Annotated in this window: 19 protein-coding genes and 1 tRNA gene; 13 read left to right on the top strand and 7 right to left on the bottom strand. The window is 57.0% G+C overall.

Annotated elements, in window-relative coordinates:
* Window positions 1–4: 4 nt before the first annotated feature.
* A complete protein-coding gene (locus tag SIK97_RS14820) occupies window positions 5–1,612 on the top strand; it encodes a purine-cytosine permease family protein (RefSeq protein ID WP_025105908.1) in 1,608 nt (535 codons plus the stop codon).
* A gap of 47 nt (window positions 1,613–1,659) precedes the next feature.
* On the opposite strand, the gene tsaD is transcribed toward SIK97_RS14820, so the two are convergent.
* A complete protein-coding gene (gene tsaD / locus SIK97_RS14815) occupies window positions 1,660–2,673 on the bottom strand; it encodes a tRNA (adenosine(37)-N6)-threonylcarbamoyltransferase complex transferase subunit TsaD (RefSeq protein WP_014226897.1) in 1,014 nt (337 codons plus the stop codon).
* 237 nt (window positions 2,674–2,910) lie between these two features.
* Between tsaD and rpsU the strand changes: the two genes are divergently transcribed.
* The 4 genes from rpsU to SIK97_RS14795 all read left to right on the top strand — a co-directional run bounded on the left by rpsU (window position 2,911) and on the right by SIK97_RS14795 (window position 8,003).
* Window positions 2,911–3,126: a 30S ribosomal protein S21 gene (gene rpsU, locus SIK97_RS14810; protein ID WP_001144069.1), complete on the top strand. Its 216-nt coding sequence runs from the start codon at window positions 2,911–2,913 to the stop codon at window positions 3,124–3,126.
* A 233-nt stretch (window positions 3,127–3,359) separates the two neighbouring features.
* Window positions 3,360–5,102 (top strand): DNA primase, encoded by a 1,743-nt coding sequence (gene dnaG / locus SIK97_RS14805; protein ID WP_049103638.1) that lies wholly within the window; start codon window positions 3,360–3,362, stop codon window positions 5,100–5,102.
* Between the two features lie 149 nt (window positions 5,103–5,251).
* Window positions 5,252–7,096 carry an RNA polymerase sigma factor RpoD gene (gene rpoD / locus SIK97_RS14800; protein ID WP_004105908.1) on the top strand — a complete coding sequence of 615 codons (1,845 nt, stop codon included), beginning with the start codon at window positions 5,252–5,254 and terminating at the stop codon, window positions 7,094–7,096.
* Window positions 7,097–7,340: 244 nt separating this feature from the next.
* Window positions 7,341–8,003, top strand: a complete 663-nt coding sequence (locus SIK97_RS14795; protein WP_057173289.1) for a TetR/AcrR family transcriptional regulator — start codon at window positions 7,341–7,343, stop codon at window positions 8,001–8,003.
* A 69-nt stretch (window positions 8,004–8,072) separates the two neighbouring features.
* Here SIK97_RS14795 and mug read toward each other — a convergent pair whose 3' ends face one another.
* Window positions 8,073–8,579, bottom strand: a complete 507-nt coding sequence (gene mug, locus SIK97_RS14790; RefSeq protein WP_009651862.1) for a G/U mismatch-specific DNA glycosylase — start codon at window positions 8,577–8,579, stop codon at window positions 8,073–8,075.
* 124 nt (window positions 8,580–8,703) lie between these two features.
* On the opposite strand from mug, the gene SIK97_RS14785 reads away from it, so the two are divergent.
* A tRNA-Ile gene (locus SIK97_RS14785) sits at window positions 8,704–8,779 on the top strand.
* Window positions 8,780–8,874: 95 nt separating this feature from the next.
* Here the strand turns inward: SIK97_RS14785 and SIK97_RS14780 are convergent.
* The 3 genes from SIK97_RS14780 to SIK97_RS14770 form a co-directional block, all read right to left on the bottom strand.
* Window positions 8,875–9,198, bottom strand: a complete 324-nt coding sequence (locus tag SIK97_RS14780) for a DUF1889 family protein (protein ID WP_071532228.1) — start codon at window positions 9,196–9,198, stop codon at window positions 8,875–8,877.
* A 139-nt stretch (window positions 9,199–9,337) separates the two neighbouring features.
* On the bottom strand, window positions 9,338–11,251 hold the full coding sequence (dhaR, locus tag SIK97_RS14775; RefSeq protein ID WP_032692891.1) for a dihydroxyacetone kinase operon transcriptional regulator DhaR: 1,914 nt from the start codon (window positions 11,249–11,251) through the stop codon (window positions 9,338–9,340).
* A gap of 104 nt (window positions 11,252–11,355) precedes the next feature.
* Complete coding sequence (locus tag SIK97_RS14770) at window positions 11,356–12,453, bottom strand: glycerol dehydrogenase (protein WP_009651847.1); 1,098 nt, start codon at window positions 12,451–12,453, stop codon at window positions 11,356–11,358.
* A 596-nt stretch (window positions 12,454–13,049) separates the two neighbouring features.
* On the opposite strand from SIK97_RS14770, the gene dhaK reads away from it, so the two are divergent.
* The 4 genes from dhaK to SIK97_RS14750 all read left to right on the top strand — a co-directional run bounded on the left by dhaK (window position 13,050) and on the right by SIK97_RS14750 (window position 17,910).
* Window positions 13,050–14,120 carry a dihydroxyacetone kinase subunit DhaK gene (dhaK, locus tag SIK97_RS14765; protein WP_057173290.1) on the top strand — a complete coding sequence of 357 codons (1,071 nt, stop codon included), beginning with the start codon at window positions 13,050–13,052 and terminating at the stop codon, window positions 14,118–14,120.
* 11 nt (window positions 14,121–14,131) lie between these two features.
* Window positions 14,132–14,764 (top strand): dihydroxyacetone kinase subunit DhaL, encoded by a 633-nt coding sequence (dhaL, locus tag SIK97_RS14760; protein WP_057173291.1) that lies wholly within the window; start codon window positions 14,132–14,134, stop codon window positions 14,762–14,764.
* A gap of 10 nt (window positions 14,765–14,774) precedes the next feature.
* Complete coding sequence (dhaM, locus tag SIK97_RS14755; protein WP_032751347.1) at window positions 14,775–16,193, top strand: dihydroxyacetone kinase phosphoryl donor subunit DhaM; 1,419 nt, start codon at window positions 14,775–14,777, stop codon at window positions 16,191–16,193.
* Between the two features lie 67 nt (window positions 16,194–16,260).
* Window positions 16,261–17,910, top strand: a complete 1,650-nt coding sequence (locus tag SIK97_RS14750) for a glycerone kinase (RefSeq protein ID WP_032751349.1) — start codon at window positions 16,261–16,263, stop codon at window positions 17,908–17,910.
* Between the two features lie 487 nt (window positions 17,911–18,397).
* Here the strand turns inward: SIK97_RS14750 and SIK97_RS14745 are convergent, their stop codons facing one another.
* Window positions 18,398–19,171 (bottom strand): siderophore-interacting protein, encoded by a 774-nt coding sequence (locus SIK97_RS14745; protein ID WP_047722898.1) that lies wholly within the window; start codon window positions 19,169–19,171, stop codon window positions 18,398–18,400.
* A gap of 238 nt (window positions 19,172–19,409) precedes the next feature.
* Here SIK97_RS14745 and SIK97_RS14740 point away from each other — a divergent pair, with 238 nt between their 5' ends.
* The gene (locus SIK97_RS14740) at window positions 19,410–19,964 is read left to right on the top strand and encodes a PadR family transcriptional regulator (RefSeq protein ID WP_032751351.1); all 555 of its coding nucleotides are present in this window, start codon (window positions 19,410–19,412) and stop codon (window positions 19,962–19,964) included.
* Between the two features lie 240 nt (window positions 19,965–20,204).
* On the top strand, window positions 20,205–21,584 hold the full coding sequence (ygjG, locus tag SIK97_RS14735; RefSeq protein WP_004854393.1) for a putrescine aminotransferase: 1,380 nt from the start codon (window positions 20,205–20,207) through the stop codon (window positions 21,582–21,584).
* Between the two features lie 37 nt (window positions 21,585–21,621).
* Here ygjG and SIK97_RS14730 read toward each other — a convergent pair whose 3' ends face one another.
* Window positions 21,622–21,954, bottom strand: coding sequence for a tRNA-binding protein (locus tag SIK97_RS14730; RefSeq protein ID WP_014226909.1), 333 nt, complete (start codon window positions 21,952–21,954; stop codon window positions 21,622–21,624).
* A gap of 219 nt (window positions 21,955–22,173) precedes the next feature.
* Here SIK97_RS14730 and ebgR point away from each other — a divergent pair, with 219 nt between their 5' ends.
* Complete coding sequence (ebgR, locus tag SIK97_RS14725) at window positions 22,174–23,157, top strand: transcriptional regulator EbgR (RefSeq protein ID WP_032720237.1); 984 nt, start codon at window positions 22,174–22,176, stop codon at window positions 23,155–23,157.
* Window positions 23,158–23,371 lie beyond the last annotated feature (214 nt).

The raw sequence follows: 23,371 nt of genomic DNA, 5'->3' as shown, positions 1-23,371 counted from the left end.
GACTATGTCATCACTGGATATAAAAACTGATTTACCTGCGCAAACCAGTGCCTCCGGCTCCAAAGAAACGCTGGAAGATTATACCCTTCGCTATGCTCCGCTGAGCTTTCGCCGCTGGGGACCGGGGGTTGTCGCGGTGACCGCATTGGGCGGCATCGCCTATCTGGCTGACTTTTCTATCGGCGCCAGCATCGGCATGGCCTGGGGCACCACCAATGCGATTTACGCGATCCTGCTGGCGGCGCTGGTTATTTTTCTTACCGGTATTCCGCTGGCGATTACCGCCGCGCGCTATAACATCGACCTCGACCTGATCACCCGCAGCGCCGGTTTCGGCTACTTTGGTTCGGTGATCACCAGCATTATCTTCGCCGGATTTACCTTTATCTTCTTCGCGCTTGAAGGCTCGATCATGGCGCAGGGGCTGCTGGTGGGCCTGGGGATCCCGCTGTGGATGGGCTACCTCATCGCCACGCTGATGGTCTTGCCGCTGGTGGTCTACGGCATGAAGGCGCTGACTCGCCTTCAGGTCTGGACGACGCCGCTGTGGCTGGTCCTGATGGTGGTTCCGGTGGCGTGGCTTATCGCCAAAGACCCGGATCTGGTGGACGGCTTTATGAACTTCGCCGGTAAAAACAACGCCTCAACGGTAGATTTAACCGCCATTATGCTCGGCGCGGGGGTCTGCCTGTCGCTGATCATGCAGATTGGCGAGCAGATCGACTATCTGCGCTTTATGCCGCCGAAGACCGCGGAAAACAGCAAAAGCTGGTGGCTGGCGGTGTTCTCCGCCGGCCCGGGCTGGGTCGTATTAGGCGCGATTAAACAGATTATCGGCGCTTTCCTCGGCTTCTATCTGCTGACCCGCTTCCCGGCGGTGCACAACACCGAACCGGTGCAACAGTTCGTCAGCGTCTTCGATAACCTGGTCCCCGGCTGGCTGGCGCTCACCCTCGCGGTGGTGCTGGTGGTTATCTCGCAGATTAAAATTAACGTCACCAACGCCTATTCCGGCTCGCTGGCGTGGACCAGCGCCTGGACGCGCACCACCAAACGTTATCCGGGGCGGATTATTTTCGTCATCGTCAACCTGACGATTGCCCTTGCCCTGATGGAAGGCGATATGTTTAGCGCTCTGGCGTGGATCCTCGGCTTCTATTCTAACTTTGCCATCGCCTGGGTGGTGGTGGTCGCCACCGACATCACCGTCAACAAAGGGGTTCTGAAGCTGGCGCCGGCGCAGCCGGAGTATCGCCGCGGGATGATCTACAACGTCAACCCGGTAGGCGTGGTCTCTTTTGCCCTCGCGGCAGGCCTGTCGATTAGCGCCTTCTTCGGCCTGCTGGGCGAAACGCTGGCGCCGTTCTCGCCGCTGATTGCGCTGGCGGTGGCTTTCGTGATGACGCCGGTCATGGGGATCGCCACCCGCGGGCGCTATTACATTAAACAGCACGATGATGGTATCGCCGAGCCGCGCTACGATGCGCAGGGTAACGCGTCGATCACCGTTTACCGCTGCCTGAGCTGCCGGGAAGAGTACGAACGTCCTGACGTGATGCATTCGCACAAGCACCAGGGGGCGATTTGCTCGCTGTGTAAGAGTATGGAATAAGTCGCGAAGGCAGGCCGACAGGACGTCGGCCTGTGAAATATCAGACGTTATGCCGCCGGAAGCTCAGCCAGCGGCCAGCGCGGACGAACGGTGACGCCGAGCTCCGCTTTAGCGCCGGAGCGCAGACGGACCATCCCCGCATAGGCAATCATCGCGCCGTTATCGGTACAGAATTCAGGACGAGCGTAGAAGACTTCACCGCCGCGCTTTTTCATCATTTCCGCCAGCTTTGCGCGCAGTGTACGGTTCGCGCTGACGCCCCCCGCCATCACCAGCCGTTTAAAGCCGGTTTGATCCAGCGCGCGGCGGCACTTAATCATCAGCGTATCCACGACCGCATCTTCGAAAGCGCGGGCGATATCGGCGCGGGTTTGATCGTCATCGCCGTTGCTGCGAATGGTGTTCGCGGCAAAGGTCTTGAGGCCAGAAAAGCTGAAATCCAGCCCGGGGCGGTCGGTCATCGGGCGCGGGAAGACAAAGCGCCCTTCGGTGCCCTGGGAGGCCATCTTCGACAGCATCGGGCCGCCGGGATAATCCAGCCCCAGCAGTTTCGCTGTCTTATCGAAGGCTTCGCCCGCCGCGTCGTCAATCGATTCGCCCAGCAGTTCATACTGGCCAATGCCGGTGACGCCGATCAGCTGGGTATGGCCGCCGGAAACCAGCAGCGCGACAAAAGGATACTGCGGCGGATTATCTTCCAGCATCGGCGCCAGCAGGTGCCCTTCCATATGGTGTACCGGGATCGCCGGCACGTTCCAGGCGAACGCCAGCGAACGGCCAACCGTTGCGCCGACCAGCAGCGCGCCCACCAGGCCGGGGCCCGCCGTATACGCAACGGCATCGATATCCTTTGCCGTCAGCCCGGCTTCCTTGAGCGCCGCCTGAATCAGGGGGACGGTTTTACGTACGTGGTCGCGCGAGGCCAGCTCGGGCACCACGCCGCCGTAGTCAGCGTGTAATTTCACCTGACTATACAGCTGGTTGGCTAACAGACCTTTTTCGTCGTCATAAATGGCGATGCCGGTTTCATCGCAGGATGTTTCAATTCCCAGTACACGCATGGCTAGTTTTACCTCGTTTCAATACCGCGCAGTGTAGGACCAATGCGGGTTGATGTAAAACTTTCCTCACCCCTGGCGTTCACTTCGTGTATACTCCCTGTCCTTATAAAAGTCCCTTTCAAAAATCGCGTCGGTGCTTTACAAAGCAGCAGCAATTGCAGTAAAATTCCGCACCATTTTGAAATAAGCTGGCGCTGATGCCAGCGGCAAACCGAATTTATCAAAGGTGAGAGTTACATGCCGGTAATTAAAGTACGTGAAAACGAGCCGTTCGACGTAGCGCTGCGTCGCTTCAAACGTTCATGCGAAAAAGCAGGTGTTCTGGCGGAAGTTCGTCGTCGTGAGTTCTATGAAAAACCGACTACCGAACGTAAACGCGCTAAAGCTTCCGCAGTGAAACGTCACGCGAAGAAACTGGCTCGCGAAAACGCACGCCGCACTCGTCTGTACTAATCTGTTGGGAGCCAGGCTCTCAATTCAGACCGAGTTGTAGTTGTAAGGCCGTGCTTCCGAAAGGAATGCGCGGCTTATTTTCGTTTATGCATTAGCATATACACTCAATCATTCAAGATGCATCAAGGCGGCAAGGGAGTGAGTCCCCGGAGCTTACCGAAGTAAGTGACAGGGTGAACGAGCGAAGCCAACGCAGAGGCAGCTTGAAGGGTAACGTGTATAAAACGGGGCATATGGCTGGACGAATTCCACGAGTATTTATCAATGACCTGCTGGCGCGCACCGATATCGTCGATCTGATCGATGCCCGGGTAAAGCTGAAAAAGCAGGGCAAAAATTTTCACGCGTGCTGTCCATTCCATAACGAAAAAACCCCCTCTTTCACCGTCAACGGTGAAAAACAGTTTTACCACTGCTTCGGCTGCGGTGCGCACGGCAACGCTATCGACTTCCTGATGAACTACGACAAGCTCGAGTTCGTGGAAACCGTCGAAGAGCTGGCTGCCATGCATAATCTAGACGTGCCGTATGAAGCAGGAACGGGCCTGAGTCAGATAGAGCGCCATCAGCGGCAAAATCTCTATCAGCTAATGGAAGGGTTAAATGACTTTTATCAGCAAACCTTCACCCAACCTAATGCCGAACCTGCGCGCCAGTACCTGGAGCAACGCGGTCTGAGTGCCGAAGTTGTCCAGCAGTTTGCTATTGGTTTTGCGCCGCCAGGCTGGGATAACGCATTAAAACGTTTCGGCGGTAATGTCGACAACAGGAAACTGCTGCTCGATGCCGGAATGCTGGTCAACAACGACCAGGGAAGAACTTACGACCGTTTCCGCAATCGCGTGATGTTTCCGATTCGCGACAAACGAGGCCGGGTGATTGGATTTGGTGGTCGCGTACTGGGTAACGATACGCCGAAATACCTCAACTCCCCGGAAACCGATATTTTCCATAAAGGCCGCCAGCTTTACGGCCTTTATGAAGCGCAGCAGCACCAGGCAGAACCACCGCGGCTGCTGGTTGTCGAAGGGTATATGGATGTCGTCGCTCTGGCGCAGTACGGTATTAACTATGCCGTTGCATCGCTGGGTACATCGACCACGGCCGACCACATGCATATATTATTCCGTGCGACGAACAACGTAATTTGCTGTTACGACGGCGACCGCGCCGGGCGAGATGCGGCCTGGCGTGCGCTGGAAACGGCAATGCCGTACATGACCGATGGTCGTCAGCTACGCTTTATGTTCCTGCCCGATGGTGAAGATCCGGATACGCTGGTACGTAAAGAGGGTAAAGAGGCTTTTGAAGCACGGATGGAGCAGGCTCAGCCGCTCTCCACGTTTTTATTTAACAGCCTCTTACCGCAGGTCGATCTGAGTTCGCCGGATGGCAGTACGCAGCTGGCCGCACTGGCGCTGCCGCTCATCAGTCAGGTTCCTGGCGATGCGCATCGTATTCAGCTGCGCCAGATGCTGGGCCTGAAGCTGGGCATTTTTGATGATACCCAGCTTGATCGTTTAATGCCGAAACAGGCAGAAAGTGGCGTCGTACGCCCGGCTCAGCAGATAAAACAGACGCCTATGCGTATACTTATAGGACTGCTGGTGCAGAATCCCAATCTGGCGCCGCTGGTGCCGCCTTTGCAGGGGCTGGCGCAGAGCAAATTACCGGGACTCAGCCTCTTCTCCGAGCTGGTGAACCTCTGTGTTGCGCAGCCGGGCCTGACCACGGGGCAACTGTTAGAGAACTATCGCGGGACAAGTGAATACTCAACACTTGAAAAACTCTCAGCCTGGAACGATATAAGGGATGAGAATGTTGAAAAAATGTTCACCGACACGCTAAACCGAATTTTTGATGCAATGCTTGAACAGCGGCAAGAAGAGTTGATAGCTCGCGACCGCACTCACGGTTTAAGCAGTGAAGAACGCCGGGAGTTCTGGGAAATCAGACAAGCCCTGGAAAAAAAATGAATTTAACGGCTTAAGTGCCGAATATCGTTCGGGAAGACCCCGACAGCCGCTCGAGGCGCAGCGGCAATAATATAAGTACGCCCTCGCTTTAAATGTTGGCAGTTCGCCTGCTTACACCAATCAAACGAATTAAGTGTGGATACCGTCTTATGGAGCAAAACCCGCAGTCACAGCTGAAGCTTCTTGTCCAACGTGGTAAGGAGCAAGGCTATCTGACCTATGCCGAGGTCAATGACCATCTGCCGGAAGATATCGTCGACTCCGACCAGATCGAAGACATCATCCAAATGATCAACGACATGGGCATTCAGGTGATGGAAGAAGCACCGGATGCCGATGATCTTTTGCTTGCTGAAACGAACAACAATACTGACGAAGATGCGGAAGAAGCTGCGGCGCAGGTTCTCTCCAGCGTTGAGTCTGAAATCGGACGCACAACCGACCCGGTGCGCATGTACATGCGTGAAATGGGTACCGTCGAACTGCTGACGCGCGAAGGCGAAATCGACATCGCTAAACGTATCGAAGACGGCATTAACCAGGTTCAGTGCTCGGTGGCTGAATACCCTGAAGCGATCACCTATCTGCTGGAGCAGTACGATCGCGTTGAAGCGGAAGAAGCGCGTCTGTCCGATCTGATCACCGGTTTTGTCGACCCGAACGCCGAAGAAGATATGGCGCCAACGGCGACGCACGTCGGTTCTGAACTCTCTCAGGAAGAGATGGATGACGACGAAGACGAAGATGAAGAAGAAGACGACGACAGCAGCGATGACGACAACAGCATCGACCCCGAGCTGGCGCGCGAGAAATTCGCCGAGCTGCGTACGCAGTACGAACTGACCCGCGACACCATCAAAGCGAAAGGTCGTAGCCACGCCGCAGCGCAGGAAGAGATCCTCAAGCTGTCCGAAGTGTTCAAACAGTTCCGTCTGGTACCGAAGCAGTTCGATTACCTGGTTAACAGCATGCGTATCATGATGGATCGCGTTCGTACTCAAGAACGTATCATCATGAAGCTGTGCGTTGAGCAGTGCAAAATGCCGAAGAAAAACTTCATCACTCTGTTCACCGGCAACGAAACCAGCGAAACCTGGTTCAATGCGGCCATCGCCATGAACAAGCCGTGGTCAGAGAAGCTGCTTGACGTGAAAGAAGACGTTCAGCGCGGCCTGATGAAACTGCAGCAGATTGAACAAGAGACCGGCCTGACCATCGAGCAGGTAAAAGATATCAACCGTCGTATGTCCATCGGTGAAGCGAAAGCGCGCCGTGCGAAGAAAGAGATGGTTGAAGCGAACCTGCGTCTGGTTATCTCGATCGCCAAGAAATACACCAACCGCGGTCTGCAGTTCCTCGATCTGATCCAGGAAGGCAACATCGGTCTGATGAAGGCGGTTGATAAGTTTGAATACCGCCGCGGCTACAAGTTCTCCACCTACGCAACCTGGTGGATCCGTCAGGCGATCACCCGCTCTATCGCAGACCAGGCGCGCACCATCCGTATTCCGGTGCATATGATTGAGACTATCAACAAGCTCAACCGTATTTCCCGCCAGATGCTGCAGGAGATGGGCCGCGAGCCGACGCCGGAAGAGCTGGCAGAACGCATGCTGATGCCGGAAGACAAAATTCGTAAGGTGCTGAAAATCGCCAAAGAGCCTATCTCCATGGAAACGCCGATTGGCGACGATGAAGATTCGCATCTGGGAGATTTTATCGAGGATAACACCCTCGAACTGCCGCTGGACTCTGCCACCACCGAGAGCCTGCGCGCCGCCACCCACGACGTTCTGGCTGGCCTGACCGCCCGTGAAGCGAAAGTCCTGCGTATGCGCTTTGGTATCGACATGAATACCGATCACACGCTGGAAGAAGTGGGTAAACAGTTTGACGTAACCCGCGAACGTATTCGTCAGATCGAAGCGAAGGCGCTGCGTAAACTGCGCCATCCGAGCCGTTCTGAAGTGCTGCGTAGCTTCCTCGACGATTAATTATCGCCGCGTCCCCTGAAAAGCCAGTCAAATGACTGGCTTTTTTTATGCCTAAGCAGAAACCATTTATTTAATAAATATTAAAACCCCAATATAAAATCCATCAATATATATCCAGGTCTTATTCTTATTATTTATTTATGTGCCATTAAACCGCTGGACTCATAGTTTTACGATTGTACTATTGGTTGGTTGATGGGGCGTATTTTCGCCTAAAACCGCAGGCAAATCATAGGGAAATGAAATGAATAGCAAGCGTAAAATTCAGCTAGCTGATTTTAATAGAACGGTTATTTTAACCACCGCTAATACATTATTTCTAAGCCGTGGAATAGAAAGTACCACCATGGATGAGATCGCACATGAAGCCGGTTTTAGTAAAACCACGCTTTATACCTATTTCGACAATAAAAAGGATATTCTGGATCATCTTATCCTGGAGGTAATGGCGCGTTTCTATCAGGAGCTCATACCAATCGCTAATCGGCAAAATTCATTTCGCGAATTTTATCGCGAGCTGTGCCATGCGCTGATGGCTCTCCACGAAACAAGCCTTGCCTACTTTTCCGCGATAGCCGGGAAGATCGCCTGTTCTGAAAAAATCACTAAAAACAATAAAGCGTTGAAAAATATCGCTATGACTGGAGAACAGATCCACCAGATTATCGCAAAGCGAATCACAGACGCTGCCGAAAAAAAAGAGATTGGATTAAATGCTCCCGTCGCGGACGTCATGATGCTGTTCTGGCTCTGCCTGACCGGGCTAGTGGAAAAGTCCTCGTACAGAGAAGAATGTCTTTTACGTCACCTTGAGAAAAACCGTAAAACCTTTCTCGACTTCGCTTTTGACGCCCTCTTATTCATGATAGAAAAAGGGAATATTAGCGATTGCGAAAAAGCTGACTAAAGCCGCAGGCTTAAGCCAGCCGCCGACGACCGGGGTGAAAGCCGTAACCCTTTTGTCGTCGGAAATGCATTAAAGCCCTCGCGTGGCCAGCGCCTCGTCAAGCTCCCGGTAGGCCTCCACCAGTTTATCCAGCGTCGCCCGGTTGAGGCCGCTGGGATTCGGCAGCACCCACACTTCCGTCGCCCCAATGGTCACCTGCTGCTTGCCCCATTTTACGCCGCGCACCTGAAACGCTTTCTCGAAGGCCTGTTTACCCAGGATCGCCAGCGCGCGCGGCTGATACTCTTCCATTTTTCTGACCAGTTCACGACCACCGTCGCGGAGCTCCAGCAGCTCAACCTCGCTGGCCTGCACCGTCGGGCGTTCGACGAGCATCGTGATCCCGCAGCGGGTATCCAGCAGCTGGAGTTCCTCCTCGGGTTTCAGAAGACGGTCGGTAAAGCCGGCCTGGTGAATCACTTTCCAGAAGCGATTGCCCGGATGGGCGAAATGAAAACCGGTATGGGCGGAAGACTTCCCCGGATTGATACCGCAAAAGACCACCCGCAGGTCCGGCGCCAGAATATCGTTAATCATGTTTTCCCCAGCTCAATGCCTAAAAGGTAATTATAAAGGATTGAAAATGCGTTGTTTATAAAAACAGCAGGCGTGATTTTTAGGCTGGATTGCGGGGAACAGTTACTTTATAATCCCTCGCCACGGCCCCTTAGCTCAGTGGTTAGAGCAGGCGACTCATAATCGCTTGGTCGCTGGTTCAAGTCCAGCAGGGGCCACCAGATACAGCAAGGGCTGACGAAAAATCGTCGGCCCTTTTGCATTGTGCGGCCCCCTCGGGGCGCCGCAGCTTAACGTGAGGTTCGCGACAGGCGGCTTACACCAGCGCCTGCAGCTGTTCGCGCATATAGACGGTGAAGAATTCCGGGTTTTTAATGACGATCCGGTTACCGGAGGCAATTTTTTCCGCCCAGCCGGCCACTTTTTCCGTGAACCCGGCATCCCATCCCTCCTTTTCACCCCGGGCCATGACGTCGGCAGGATTTGCCGGTACGCCTAGTTCATGCAAATACTTCAAAATTCCCTTAGCGGTACTTTCATCCATAGTATTCGGCACCGACAACGATGTGTTCATACCACCAATAAAATCCAAGGCTTTATCGATTGCTGTTGGCATACTCTTATCCTTAAAATTAACCACGTAATGAACATGATGACACTATGGACCCATCTTCGCCGGGATATCAAAGAGATCGTTGCCTTTCTTTGATTCAGACCGCAGCTAAACGCTTGCGTGGTGCTTTTCTGCTCGACTATTCCGTACTACTCCCCACAGGAAACTACTCCATACGTCCGCGCTTAAACTGGCCGGCATCGATATCGTACTGTTTCATTTTTCGCCACAGCGTGGTGCGGCCAATATTCAGCAGCTGCGCCATCTCCTGCACACGCCCGCTGGTCACGCGGGCGGCATGGATAATCGCTTCTTTCTCAATGGCGCTAAAGGTCAGGCTGGCGGGCAGCAGCGAGGAGCCCGCGTCGGCGCCGGGCCGCTCGGCAAACAGATATTCCGGCAAATTACTCAGCCGGATATGGCCGTTATCGCTGCTAATGGCGATATTTTCAATCACGCTGTTCAGCTCAAAATCGTTGCCCGGCCAGGAGTAGGCCACCAGCTGCGCCAGCGCATCTTCATCCATTTTCAGCCGCGAGGAAAAGCGCTTTTCCAGGCTCTTAAGGCGATTGTGCACCAGCGAAGGAATACTGTTACGCCGCGCGCGCAGCGGTGGGATAACGATTTCAAAGGAGTGCAGCGCGTAGTAAAGCTGGCGGCTAAAGCGGTTTTGCTCCACCAGATTGGCCAGATCGACGGTGGTGGTGGCGATCACTTTAACGTCTACCGGAATCAAGCGGCGGGCATCCAGACGGGTTAAAACCCCCTGTTTGATCACCTGCAGCAGCGCGGACTGCAGCTCCGGCGCCAGGTATTCGATTTTTTCCAGAAACAGCGTCCCGCCGTTGGCCAGCTCAAGACGGCTAAGGCGGCCGTTTTCATCGTCCGTCGGCGCGCTGCCCATAAAATCCTGGCCCAGGACGCTGTCGGCATACAGCTGACAGTTGACCGCGATATACGGCCCGCCGCCCCGCTCGCTCTCATTGTGAATCGCCTGGCTGAGCAGCTCCTTACCCACCCCCTCTTCACCGCACAGCAGCACCGGAAAAGCGCCGCGCGCCGCCTGGCGGCCAAAGTGAATCAGCCGCCGGGTTTCCGGGTCGTCCGCCGACATCTGTTCAAAGGTATGGCTCACTTTGCCAAGCTGGCTGGTCATCAGCTGGCGCATCTGCTCGACCGGATGCAGCAGCAGAATGAAACTGTTGCCCTGCTCTTCAACGATTGGCTTGAGCGTAATCACGGCGTCGACAAACTGATGCTGGCTTTCGAAGGTGACCTCCACATGGTTCAGCCCGCGCGCGTGCTTAATGGCCCGACGCAGCAGGGCCGGCAGCGTCACCAGCTCATTGATATTTTTCCCCTGGCTGGCCTGGGCATCAAGATGCAGCAGCGTCGCCGCCTGCACGTTAAGAAACTGCAAAATCCCCTGCTCGTTCCACGCCATCACCCCGTCATCCATGCTCTCCAGCAGACCGTACATCTGGTTAAGATGGCGATTCGACTCGGCCAGCAGGCTATCAGTGAGCAGCGAGTTGCCGACTTCCCGGGCGATAGCCAGGGTCAGGGAGAGATCAGGCGAAGCCTGTTCTTCCGTCAGGCAGCACAGGGAAATGGAACCGAACAGACGCCCGTGGTTATCAAACACCGGCGTGGAGCTAAACGACCATCCGTGCAGCGCATGTTTAAAATGCTCCTCGCCCGTCGTTTTGACCGGCTGCCCGAGCATGGAGGCCAGCGAAAGCGCGCAGCTGCCGATAATGCTTTCCGCGCAGTAGCTGCCGTCACGAAATCCCAGCGCCGCCAGCTGGTCGAGGGTCTGCGGATCGCCGCAGCGGCTAAGAATACAGGCGGACTCATCGAGGATGAACAGCGCGCAGGGGCGGTTATCCATAAACTCCCAGGCATCCTCCAGCGCCGCCTGACCAATCGTCAACAGCGCGGTCTTGCGCCGGCAAATCGATTCAAACGTCAGCCCCTGCGCCTGATGCGGCGTCTGCCAGGTTTCCCGCTGCATAAACTTGCTGCAGCGATGCCACGACTGGGTTATCACCAAAGGAAAGCTCTGAGTCTGCGCAGTCATATCCCTATCCGCTGTTTCATGAACGACAACCCCTCCGGCGGCTACCGCCAGAGGGGGAGAAAACGTCTCATCGCTTAAATGAGACGGGGCAGGTCGACGCTAAATTAGCGCGCCAGCCACTGCTGTCCGAGCAGGTCGGCGGTCAGAATCGCCGCATGCACGCTCTGCGCGCTGACCGGGAACGGCATGTTATGAATGGTTTCACCTTCCGCGCAGGTCGCTTTGGCGACTGCCTGAATTTTCTCATCGATGCCCTCTTTAACGCCCATTTGCGCCAGCGTAACCGGCAGCCCGACGGTATGGCAGAAGTTCAGCACCGTTTCGATCTCTTCCATCGGACTATTTTGCAGCACCAGCTGCGCCAGGGTACCAAACGCCACTTTCTCGCCATGGTACAGATGGTGGCACTCTTCGAGGATGGTGAAACCGTTGTGAATGGCGTGCGCGGCGGCCAGACCGCTACTTTCAAAGCCGATACCGCTGAGGTAGGTATTCGCTTCAACGATACGTTCCAGCGCATCGGTCACCACGCCGGCCTGGGCGGCGAGGCGGGCTTTTTCGCCTTCCGCCAGCAGCGTATCATAGCACAGGCGCGCCAGGCTCAGCGCCGCTGCCGTCGACTGACCGCCCGCCATGCTGGTGGCTCTGGCGTCATAGCAGGCCCTGGCTTCAAACCAGGTTGAAAGCGCATCCCCCATCCCGGCCACCAGCAGGCGCACCGGCGCTTTAGCGATAATCGCCGTATCCATCACCACCATGTCCGGATTTTTCGGGTAGATCAGATACTCTTCAAACTCGCCGGCTTCGGTGTAGATAACCGACAGCGCGCTGGTTGGCGCATCGGTGGAGGCGATCGTCGGGATCACCACCACCGGTAGCTTCTGGTAGTAGCCAATGGCTTTCGCCGTATCGAGCGTCTTGCCGCCGCCGATGCCCACCACGCCGCGGCAGCCGTGCTGTTTCAGAATGGCGATCAGGCGATTGATCTCAACGTGGCTGCATTCGCCGTTGAAGCGCTCCGCATGGCAGCTGATGTTGTGGCTGTGCAAACCTTCCAGCACTTTCTCTCCCGCCAGCTTCATCACGAAGTCATCGGCAATCACGAAAAAGCTGTCCGCCAGGTTTTTGGCGTATTGCCCAAACAGCGTGGATGCATCTGGTCCCTGGAGATATTTGGCTGGAGATTGAATAACTTTTAGCATTCCGTTCACCCTCAAATAAGTGCATGTTTTGACATGATGAGCCCCGGTGTTTCTCCGTCCGGCCTTACATCAAAGGCGGGGACGAAAGCGCTACCTGAGCGATGCCATCACTGTAGGGCGAGCCGCGGGCAAAAAAATCTTTCCCCTTTTTGTCCCGATATGAAACAGGACATAAATTATATTGTTTCATATTGAAACATGAATTCATGTGAAACGATGGGATTGCGATCTCGATCCGCCCCTTTGGCGCAAAAGAAGGTTACCAGCCGGACGATCGTCGACGTTTTTCACCACCACGGGCGGCAAGAAGGGGCAAAATTATTTCTCTGAGCGGGCTTTCCACGCTGATGAAGCGAGGTGAAAGAGGCGCCTTACTTCGCATTTTTCCCTTTCCTTGCGCAAAAATGTTTCATTAAGGAACAAAAATTAATAATTACGTTTCGTAATGAAACTCATTTTATGGCGATTTTTTTTCCCGCCAACTCAGCCAGAATCAATACATCGCCCGATATCGCATATCGTCAGGCGGTACCCCTACACGATGACCGCCTCCGTCAGCAGAGAGGCTGCATCGAAACTCCGACGGAGCATAAACAATGAAAAAACTGATTAACCGTGTCGAAGATGTCCTGAGTGAACAACTGGCTGGCCTGGCAAAAGCCCACCCTGAACTGACGCTGCACCAGGATCCGGTCTACGTCACCCGCGCCGATGCGCCGGTGGCCGGGAAAGTGGCGCTGCTCTCCGGCGGCGGCAGCGGCCACGAGCCGATGCACTGCGGCTATATTGGCCAAGGCATGCTTTCCGGGGCCTGCCCGGGAGAAATTTTCACCTCCCCGACGCCGGATAAAATGTTTGAGTGCGCCATGACCATCGACGGCGGCGAAGGCGTGCTGCTGATTATCAAAAACTACACCGGCGATATTCTTAACTTCGAAACCGCCACCGAGCTGCTGCACGAAAGCGGCGTCAAGGTTACCACCGTGGTAGTCGATGACGACGTGGCGGTGAAAGACAGCCTCTATACCGCCGGGCGGCGCGGCGTGGCGAATACCGTGCTGATTGAAAAACTGGTGGGCGCGGCCGCCGAACGCGGCGACTCGCTGGAAGCCTGCGCCGAACTGGGGCGCAAGCTCAACAACCTGGGCCACTCTATCGGCATCGCGCTCGGCGCCTGCACCGTTCCGGCCGCCGGGCAACCCTCATTCGAACTGCAGGACGATGAGATGGAGTTCGGCGTCGGCATTCACGGCGAACCGGGCATCGACCGCCGCCGCTTCACCTCTCTCGATCGCACCGTTGACGAAATGTTCGATACCCTGCTGGAAAACGGCGCCTATAGCCGCACGCTGCGCCACTGGGACAACGTGAAAGGCGCGTGGCAGGAGGTAACGCAGACCAGGCAGGCGCTGCAAAAAGGCGATCGGGTTATCGCGCTGGTCAACAACCTCGGCGCCACGCCGCTGTCCGAACTCTACGGCGTCTATAACCGTCTGACGCAGCGCTGCGAGGAGGCCGGTATCGTTATCGCGCGCAACCTTATCGGCAGCTACTGTACCTCTCTGGATATGGTGGGCTTTTCCATCACCCTGCTAAAGGCCGATGAAGAGACGCTGGCATTATGGGACGCCCCGGTCCACACCCCGGCGCTGAACTGGGGCAAATAAGGAGCAACGACATGTCATTAAGCAGAACGCAAATCGTAGACTGGTTCTATCGCTGCGGCGATATCTTCACCAAAGAGAGCGATTTTTTGACCGGTCTGGACCGGGAAATCGGCGATGCCGACCACGGCCTGAATATGCATCGTGGTTTTAGCAAGGTGGTGGAAAAGCTGCCGTCGATTGCCGATAAAGACATTGGTTTTATTCTTAAAAATACCGGTATGACGCTGCTCTCCAACGTCGGCGGGGCCAGCGGCCCGCTGTTCGGCACCTTCTTTATCCGCGCCGCTCAGGTGACCCAGGCCCACCAGAGCCTGACCCTGGAGGAGCTCTATCAGACCTTTCGCGAAGGCGCGGAAGGGGTGGTGAATCGCGGCAAAGCCGAGCCTGGCGATAAAACCATGTGCGACGTCTGGCTGCCGGTGGTGGAATCGTTGCGCCAGTCCAGCGAACAGCACCTGTCGATACCAGGCGCCCTTGATGCTGCCTGCGAACAGGCGCAAGCCGCCGTCCACGCCACAATCGCCATGCAGGCTCGCAAAGGGCGGGCCAGCTACCTGGGCGAACGCAGCATCGGGCACCAGGATCCGGGCGCGACCTCGGTGATGTTGATGGTTCAGATGCTGGCCGCAGCGGCCAAAGAGTAAGGAAAACGCGATGGTAAACCTGGTTATTGTTTCTCATAGCGCCCGTCTGGGCGAAGGTGTCGGAGAACTGGCCCGGCAGATGTTAATGAACGATGGCTGTAAGCTGGCGATCGCCGCCGGAATTGACGATCCCGCCAGTCCGATCGGCACCGATCCCATTAAGGTTATGGAAGCCATCGAGTCCGTCGCCGACGCCGATCATATCCTGGTGATGATGGATATCGGCAGCGCCCTGCTGAGCGCCGAAACCGCGCTGGATCTCCTCGATCCGGCCATTGCGGCTAAGGTTCGCCTGTGCGCGGCGCCGCTGGTAGAAGGGACTCTGGCGGCGACGGTGAGCGCCGCCGCCGGAGCCGGCATCGACAAGGTGATCGAAGACGCCATGAACGCGCTGGAGGCAAAACGCGTACAGCTGGGGTTACCATCGCAACCGCAACACGCTTCGCTGACCGCCGCGCCGGTCGACGACCGCGACGCGCGCTCGGTTTCCGTGGTGATTCAAAACCACAACGGCCTGCACGTTCGTCCGGCGTCAAAGCTGGTCGCCGCGCTGGCGGGATTCAATGCCGACCTGGTGCTGGAGAAAGGGGGTAAATGCGTCACGCCGGACAGCCTCAACCAAATCGCCCTGCTTCAGGTGCGCCGGAACGATACCTTAAGGCTGCTTGCCCGCGGCCCGGACGCCGACGCCGCGCTGGCGGCGTTCCAGGCGCTGGCGGCGGAGAACTTCGGCGAGCCAACGGAGGCGGCGCCCGCGCGCCGGCCCGCCAGCGCCGACCGCGTTGAGGGTAAGGTCGTGCTTTATCCCCAGCCGCAGGACAGGATCTCGCGGGAAACGAGCGCCGCCATCGGCCAGCAGCAGCTGCGGCTGAAACGGGCCATCGACCGGACGCTGGAAGACCTTAGCGCGCTGACGACTCTGGCAGAGGCGACGTTTTCCGCCGACATCGCGGCGATCTTCTCCGGGCATCATACCCTGCTCGATGACCCTGATTTATACGCAGCGGCGTGCGACATCATACGCGACGAGCAGTGCAGCGCGGCGTGGGCCTGGCAACAGGTGCTGAGCGATTTAAGCCAACAATATCGCCATCTCGACGATGCTTACCTGCAGGCGCGCTATATTGATATTGAAGATATTTTGCACCGCACGCTGCGTCACCTTAACGAGCGCGATGAAGCGCTGCCGCAGTTTAGCGCGCCTTCGATCCTCGTTGCCGACGATATCTTCCCTTCTACCGTCCTGCAGCTTAACGCAGAGCAGGTGAAGGGGATCTGCCTGCAGGCCGGCAGCGAGCTCTCTCACGGCGCCATTATCGCCCGCCAGGCGGGTATCGCGATGCTGTGCCAGCAGAGCGATGCCCTGACGCTGCAAGATGGCGAGAACGTCATCCTTGATATTCCCGGCAAACGCGTGATTCGCGGCTAACCTGCCCTAACCTTTCCGCCCCGGAGGCTGTCCCCTCCGGGAACTCGCTTAACTTTCAGGATCCGTTATGTCTCAATTCTTTTTTAATCAGCGCGCCAACCTCGTCAACGAAGTGATTGAAGGAACCATTATCGCCAGCCCGTGGAATAACCTGGCGCGGCTGGAGAGCGATCCCGCCATTCGCGTGGTGGTGCGTCGCGATCTCGACAAAAACAACGTGGCGGTAATCTCCGGCGGCGGTTCCGGTCACGAACCGGCCCACGCGGGCTTTGTCGGTAAAGGCATGCTGACCGCCGCCGTCTGCGGCGATCTGTTTGCCTCGCCGAGCGTCGATGCGGTGCTGACCGCCATCCAGGCCGTGACCGGCGATGCCGGATGCCTGCTGATCGTCAAGAACTACACCGGCGATCGTCTGAACTTCGGCCTCGCCGCGGAGAAAGCGCGCCGTATGGGCTATAACGTCGAAATGCTGATCGTCGGCGATGATATTTCGCTGCCGGATAACAAACATCCGCGCGGCATTGCCGGGACGATTCTGGTGCATAAAGTGGCCGGCTACTTCGCCGAACGCGGCCACAATCTGGCAACCGTGCTGCGCGAGGCGCAGTATGCCGCCAGACATACCTTCAGCCTTGGCCTGGCCCTTTCCAGCTGTCATCTGCCGCAGGATGCGGAAACGACTCCGCGCCATCATCCGGATCAGGCCGAGCTGGGGATGGGGATCCACGGCGAACCGGGCGCTTCGGTTATCGCCACGCAGAACAGCGCGGAAATCGTTACGCTGATGGTAGAGAAGCTCAGCGCCACCCTGCCGGAAACCGGCCGCCTGGCGGTGATGATCAATAATCTCGGCGGCGTGTCGATTGCCGAAATGGCGATTTTGACCCGCGAGCTGGCCAATACTCCGCTGCATCAGCGTATCGACTGGCTGATAGGCCCGGCGTCGCTGGTCACCGCGCTGGATATGAAAGGTTTCTCCCTCACCGCCATCGTGCTGGAAGAGAGCATTGAGAAGGCGCTGCTTTCCGCGGTAGAAACCGCCGGCTGGCAGACGCCGGTACAGCCGCGCGCGGTCAGCGTGATGCCATCATCGCTGCGCAGTACGCGGGTGGAGTTTGCGCCCTCGGAGAACGGCGAAGTTGCGGGCTACGTAGAACGAGTGACCGGCACGCTGTCCGGGCTGGAAGCAGACCTTAACGCGCTGGATGCGAAAGTCGGCGACGGCGATACCGGCTCCACCTTCGCCGCCGGCGCGCGCGACATCGCCGACTTACTTCAGCGTCGTCAGCTGCCGCTGGCTAACCTCGCCACGCTGTTTGCCCTGATTGGCGAGCGTCTGACGGTTGTGATGGGCGGCTCCAGCGGCGTGCTGATGTCGATTTTCTTTACCGCCGCCGGGCAGAAGCTGGAACAGGGGGCAAGCGTCGCCGAAGCATTAAACGCCGGTCTGGCGCAGATGAAGTTTTACGGCGGTGCGGATGAAGGCGACCGGACCATGATTGACGCCCTGCAGCCGGCGCTAACGGCGCTGCTGGCCGAACCGGATAACCTGCAGGCGGCTTTCGCCGCGGCGCAGGCGGGCGCGGATCGTACGCTTCACGCCAGCAAAGCGGGCGCCGGGCGCGCATCGTATCTGAACAGCGATAGCCTGCGCGGCAATATGGACCCCGGCGCCCACGCGGTGGCCATGGTATTTAAAGCGCTGGCGCAGAAATAGTCTCCCTGGCATCTCCCCTGCTCGCGCTGCGCTTAGCAGGGCTACGGGTTCGCAGCCGTCTGCGGGCCGGTCGCCCGGACAGATGCGTAAGCATCGCCTCCGGGAAATTCAGCCACTCTGCGCTCTGCTCCCGGGGGCGGCGCTTAACGCGCCTTGCCCGGGCTACGGGTTCACCCCCGTCTGCAAGCCGGTCGCCCGGACAGATGCGCAGCATCGCCTCCGGGAAATTCTGCCACTCTGCGCTCTACTCCCGGGGGCGGCGCTTAACGCGCCTTGCCCGGGATACGGGTTCCCCCCCCCGTCTGCAAGCCGGTAGCCCGGACAGATGCGTAAGCATCGCCTCCGGGAAATTCAGCCACTCTGCGCTCTGCTCCCGGGGGCGGCGCTTAACGCGCCTTGCCCGGGCTACGGGTTAACCGCCGTCTACGGGCCGGTAGGGCCAGTAGCCCGGGTAAGGCGCCAGCCGCAACCCGGGGTTTCTCCGCGTTTATTTGCTGTGCCAGTAGGCCTGCGAACGCACCAGCTGCGGATCAATCTCCGGGCCTTCAAAGCGCGCCAGCAGCGATTTCACTACCGCGCCTTCCCCGGTCAGCCAGATAAAATAATCCTCAGCCGGCACCGCAATCCGCGCCAGGCGCTCGGCCACGGCAGTGGAGTGATGTCCCACCACCCACTCGATATGAAAACCATCGAGATCGGCCAGGTAATCTTGATAAGACTCATCGCCAATGGTGACGATCGCCGTGACCTGCGGGCGCGTCGGAAGCTGCTGCAATCCCAGCAGACGGCGGCGCAGCGCGGGCATGCCTGACTCATCGGTCACATACAGCTGCCAGGCGTAATCTTCCGGCACCACCAGCGAACCGCGCGGCCCGCCGATCACCAGCTTATCGCCCGTTTTCGCCGTCAGCGCCCAGCTGCAGGCAATACCGCCATCGTGAATAAAAAAGTCGTACGCCAGCTCATGACGCCCGGCGTCGTACAGCGGCGTATAGTCGCGGGTCGCCGGACGCACGCCATCGCCCCAGTTAATGCCTTCATCCGTCACCTCCGGCGGCGTGAACGCAGCGCCCGCGGCCGGGAAAAAGAGCTTGGTGTGGTCGTCAAAACCCTGGGAAACAAAGCCTTCCAGCGCCTCTCCGCCCAGCACGACACGCTGGAATGCGCTGCCGATACGCTCGACGCGCAATACGGTTAACTCACGGAAGCGCAGTTCATTACGTACGCGCTGCGGGTATTTGGGGTGTCTGGTCGTTGTCATCTTTCATCGCCTTCGTGAACGGAATAGATATATCTAAAAATCTTGCAAATGATAATGATTGCCATTAAAAAAGAATGCAAGCATTTTTTGATATAGTCATAGAAAAACGCCTCAAAAGCCAAAATCAAAAATTAAATCGTTAAATATCAATTAAATAAAAAATATAATCACTACTGTGTTGCTACTTTATTATTTTTAGATATAAATTAGATATATCAAATAATCACAGGAACAAAACATGAAACACCATCACGAAGAAGGCCGTGGCCCACGCGGACGCCACGGGGAACATAGCGAACACGGCGAGCACGGTCGCAGAGGCGGCGGACGCCGGCAGCGCTTCTTTGGTCACGGCGAGCTGCGCCTGGTGATTCTGGACATCCTCACCCGCAATGCCAGCCACGGTTACGAACTGATTAAAGAGATCGAAACCCTGACCCAGGGCAACTACAGCCCGAGCCCCGGCGTCATCTACCCGACGCTCGATTTACTTCAGGATCAGGGATTAATCAGCGTGGCTGACGAAAACGGCCGCAAAAAAATCGCCATTACCGCCGAAGGCAGTCAGCTGCACGCGGAGAACCTGGAGCAGCTGGAGCATATTCAGACCAGGCTGCAGGCGCGCATGGTGGGCTGTGAACTGCGTAAAAATCCGCAGATGAAGCGCGCGCTGGAGAATTTTAAGGCGGTACTGGATTTAAGGGTTAACCAGCAGGAAATAACCGAAGCTCAGCTAAAGCAGATCGTCGGCGTCATTGACCGCGCGGCAATGGAAATCTCCCAGCTCGACTAGCCCTCTGCCCCATCGCCGGGCAGCCTGCACCGCCGCGAAGCACGCGGCGGGCCCCCTTCTGCGCATGGTTTCACGCCTTCAGGAGTAAAACATGCCAATAATTTCGCGATAAGATTAAATTTTGCTCAACCGCAGTTTCACGTTGCGTTTATCCCGATTTTCCTGGCCCGCGCCGAAGTGGCGTAATCCCTGCAATACTTAATTCAGTATCATGTGATACGCCCCGCCCAGGAGCATATTTTGAACAGGTTACCTTCCAGCGCATCGGCTCTGGCCTGCAGCGCACACGCACTGAATCTCATTGAGAAGCGAACGCTCGATCATGAGGAGATGAAATCACTTAACCAGGAGGTCAGGGAATACTTTAAAGAGCATGTGAACCCGGGGTTTTTAGCGTATCGAAAATCGGTCACTGCTGGCGGGGATTACGGAGCCGTAGAGTGGCAAGCGGGAGGGTTAAATACGCTTGTCGACACTCAGGGACAGGAGTTTATCGACTGCCTGGGTGGGTTTGGGATTTTTAATGTAGGGCACCGTAATCCAGTTGTCGTTTCCGCCGTCGAAAATCAGCTCGCTAAACAACCCCTTCATAGTCAGGAGCTGCTGGACCCGCTGCGGGCCATGCTGGCTAAAACCCTGGCGGCCTTAACGCCAGGCAAACTGAAATACAGCTTCTTTAGCAACAGCGGTACCGAATCGGTCGAAGCGGCGTTAAAGCTGGCGAAGGCTTATCAGTCTCCGCGCGGCAAGTTTACCTTCGTCGCCACCAGCGGCGCGTTTCACGGTAAGTCGCTGGGCGCGCTTTCGGCCACCGCGAAATCGACTTTCCGTAAGCCTTTTATGCCGCTGCTGCCGGGATTCCGTCACGTGCCTTTTGGCGATATCAACGCGATGCGCACCCTGCTGAGCGAGTGCAAAAAGACCGGCGATGACGTCGCGGCGGTGATCCTTGAGCCTATTCAGGGCGAAGGCGGGGTGATTCTGCCGCCGCCGGGCTATCTGCCCGCGGTGCGCAAGCTGTGCGACGAGTTTGGCGCGCTGCTGATCCTCGATGAAGTGCAAACCGGCATGGGGCGCACCGGCAAGATGTTCGCCTGCGAGCATGAAAACGTCCAGCCGGACATTCTGTGCCTTGCCAAAGCGCTGGGCGGCGGCGTCATGCCGATTGGCGCAACGGTCGCCACCGAAGAGGTATTCTCGGTGCTGTTCGATAACCCGTTCCTGCATACCACCACGTTCGGCGGCAACCCGCTGGCCTGCGCGGCGGCGCTGGCGACCATCAACGTGTTGCTGACGCAAAACCTGCCCGCGCAGGCGGAGCAGAAAGGCGACATGCTGCTGGACGGCTTCCGCCAGCTGGCCCGCGAATATCCGGATCTGGTGAATGACGTGCGCGGCAAAGGTATGCTGATGGCCATTGAGTTTGTCGATAACGAAATCGGCTATGACTTTGCCAGCGAGATGTTCCGCCAGCGCGTACTGGTGGCCGGAACGCTCAACAACGCAAGGACGATCCGCATTGAACCGCCGCTGACGCTGACCCCTGAGCAGTGTGAACAGGTGCTAAAAGCGGCCCGCCTGGCGCTGGCGGCGCTGCGGGTTTCGGTGGAAGAGGCGTAGTGACCTGCCCTCTCCCTCACTGGGAGAGGGCATTGCGTTATACCACCCGCACGCCAGCAGGCATCGCCCTTTCCGGCGTAAGCAGTACGCTTTCGCTGCCATCGTCGGTTTCGGCGCAAAGCAGCATGCACTCCGAGGTTTCACCGCGCATTTTGGCTTTCGCCAGATTACACAGGACCACGACCGTTTTTCCCAGCAGCTCTTCTTCGCTGTAGTACGGCACGAGGCTGGTTACCGTCTGCAGCGTGCGATCGCCAACATCAATCCGGGCAATATAGAGCTTGTCGGCATTCTCATGTCGTTTTATCGCCACAATTTTTCCCGTACGCATTTCCAGTCTGGCAAAATCAGCATAAAGCACCGTTTCCATCTTGCACCCCTCAAGTAAAATTTTAGTAAAAGATAACAAATGTCGGCGAGGTTTCCGCATAATAGTGCTAAGAATGTTAGATTCATCACTCTTTTGCGCGGTGGGAACGCTGCGGCGGGGATGAATAATACGGCGGAAATTTACTGAAAAGAGATGCAGCTGCCCGCGCTTGCTTTACAATGGTTTGCGTCGATGGGGCAACGTCAGATAAGGAAAACAATGGCCACACTAAAAGATATCGCGACCGAAGCAGGCGTTTCACTGGCGACGGTTTCCCGCGTTTTAAACGACGACCCCACTCTGAACGTGAAAGAAGAGACAAAACATCGCATTCTTGAGGTGGCGGAAAAGCTGGAATATAAAAGTACCAGCTCGCGTAAGGCTCAGGTTCACACCGTCGGCCACCACCATATTCTGGCCATCTACAGCTACCAGCAGGATCTGGAAATCAACGATCCTTACTATCTGGCGATCCGCCACGGCATCGAAACGCAATGCGAAAAGCTCGGTATCGAGTTGACCAACTGCTACTTTAACAACGCGCTACCCGAGCTGAAAAAAGTGACCGGCGTTCTGATTGTCGGCCAGCCTTCGCGGGCGATTCGCGACGCCGCCACGGCGTTAACCGACAACGTCTGCTTTATTGATTTCCATGAACCCGGCAGCAGCTATGACGCCGTCGATATCGATCTGGTGCGCATCGCCAAAGAAGTTATCGACTTTTTTATCGCCCAGGGCGCGCGGCGCATCGGCTTTATTGGTGGCCAGGATGAGCCGGGTAAAGCCGACATCCGCGAAGTGGCCTTCGTCGAATATGGCCGCCTGAAGGGAGTGGTTTCGGAAGAAGATATCTGGCGCGGCGGGTTTTCCAGCTCCTCCGGCTATGAGCTGGCAAAAACGATGCTGGCAAAGGCGGATTTCCCCACCGCGCTGTTCGTCGCGTCAGACTCTATCGCCATCGGCGTGCTGCGCGCCATTCATGAACGCGGTCTCTCGATCCCGGAAGATATTTCGCTCATTAGCGTTAACGATATCCCCACCGCGCGTTTTACCTTTCCGCCGCTCTCCACGGTGCGCATTCATTCAGAAATGATGGGCAGCCAGGGCGTCAACCTGCTGGTTGAGAAAGCCCGCGATGGCCGTGCGCTGCCGCTAAACGTCTTTGTCCCCAGCGTGCTGAAGCTGCGCGGCACCACCCGCTAATCCCGTTTCTGACGCTAAATCCTCTGCGCCCGGCCCCCGGGGGCGGCGCTTATCGCGCCTTGCCCGGGCTACGGGTTCACCGCCGTCTGCCAAACGGTAGCCCGGACAGATGCGCCAGCATCGCCTCCGGGAAATTCCCCCTCTCTGCGCTCTGCTCCCGGGGCGGCGCTTGACGCGCCTTGCCCGGGCTACGGGTTCACCGCCGTCTGCCAAA

This window comes from Klebsiella sp. JN_Kp126, assembly GCF_033843325.1.
GTDB classification, from domain to species: Bacteria; Pseudomonadota; Gammaproteobacteria; order Enterobacterales; family Enterobacteriaceae; genus Klebsiella; species Klebsiella michiganensis.
This window is presented reverse-complemented; position numbering and strand designations above follow the sequence as displayed.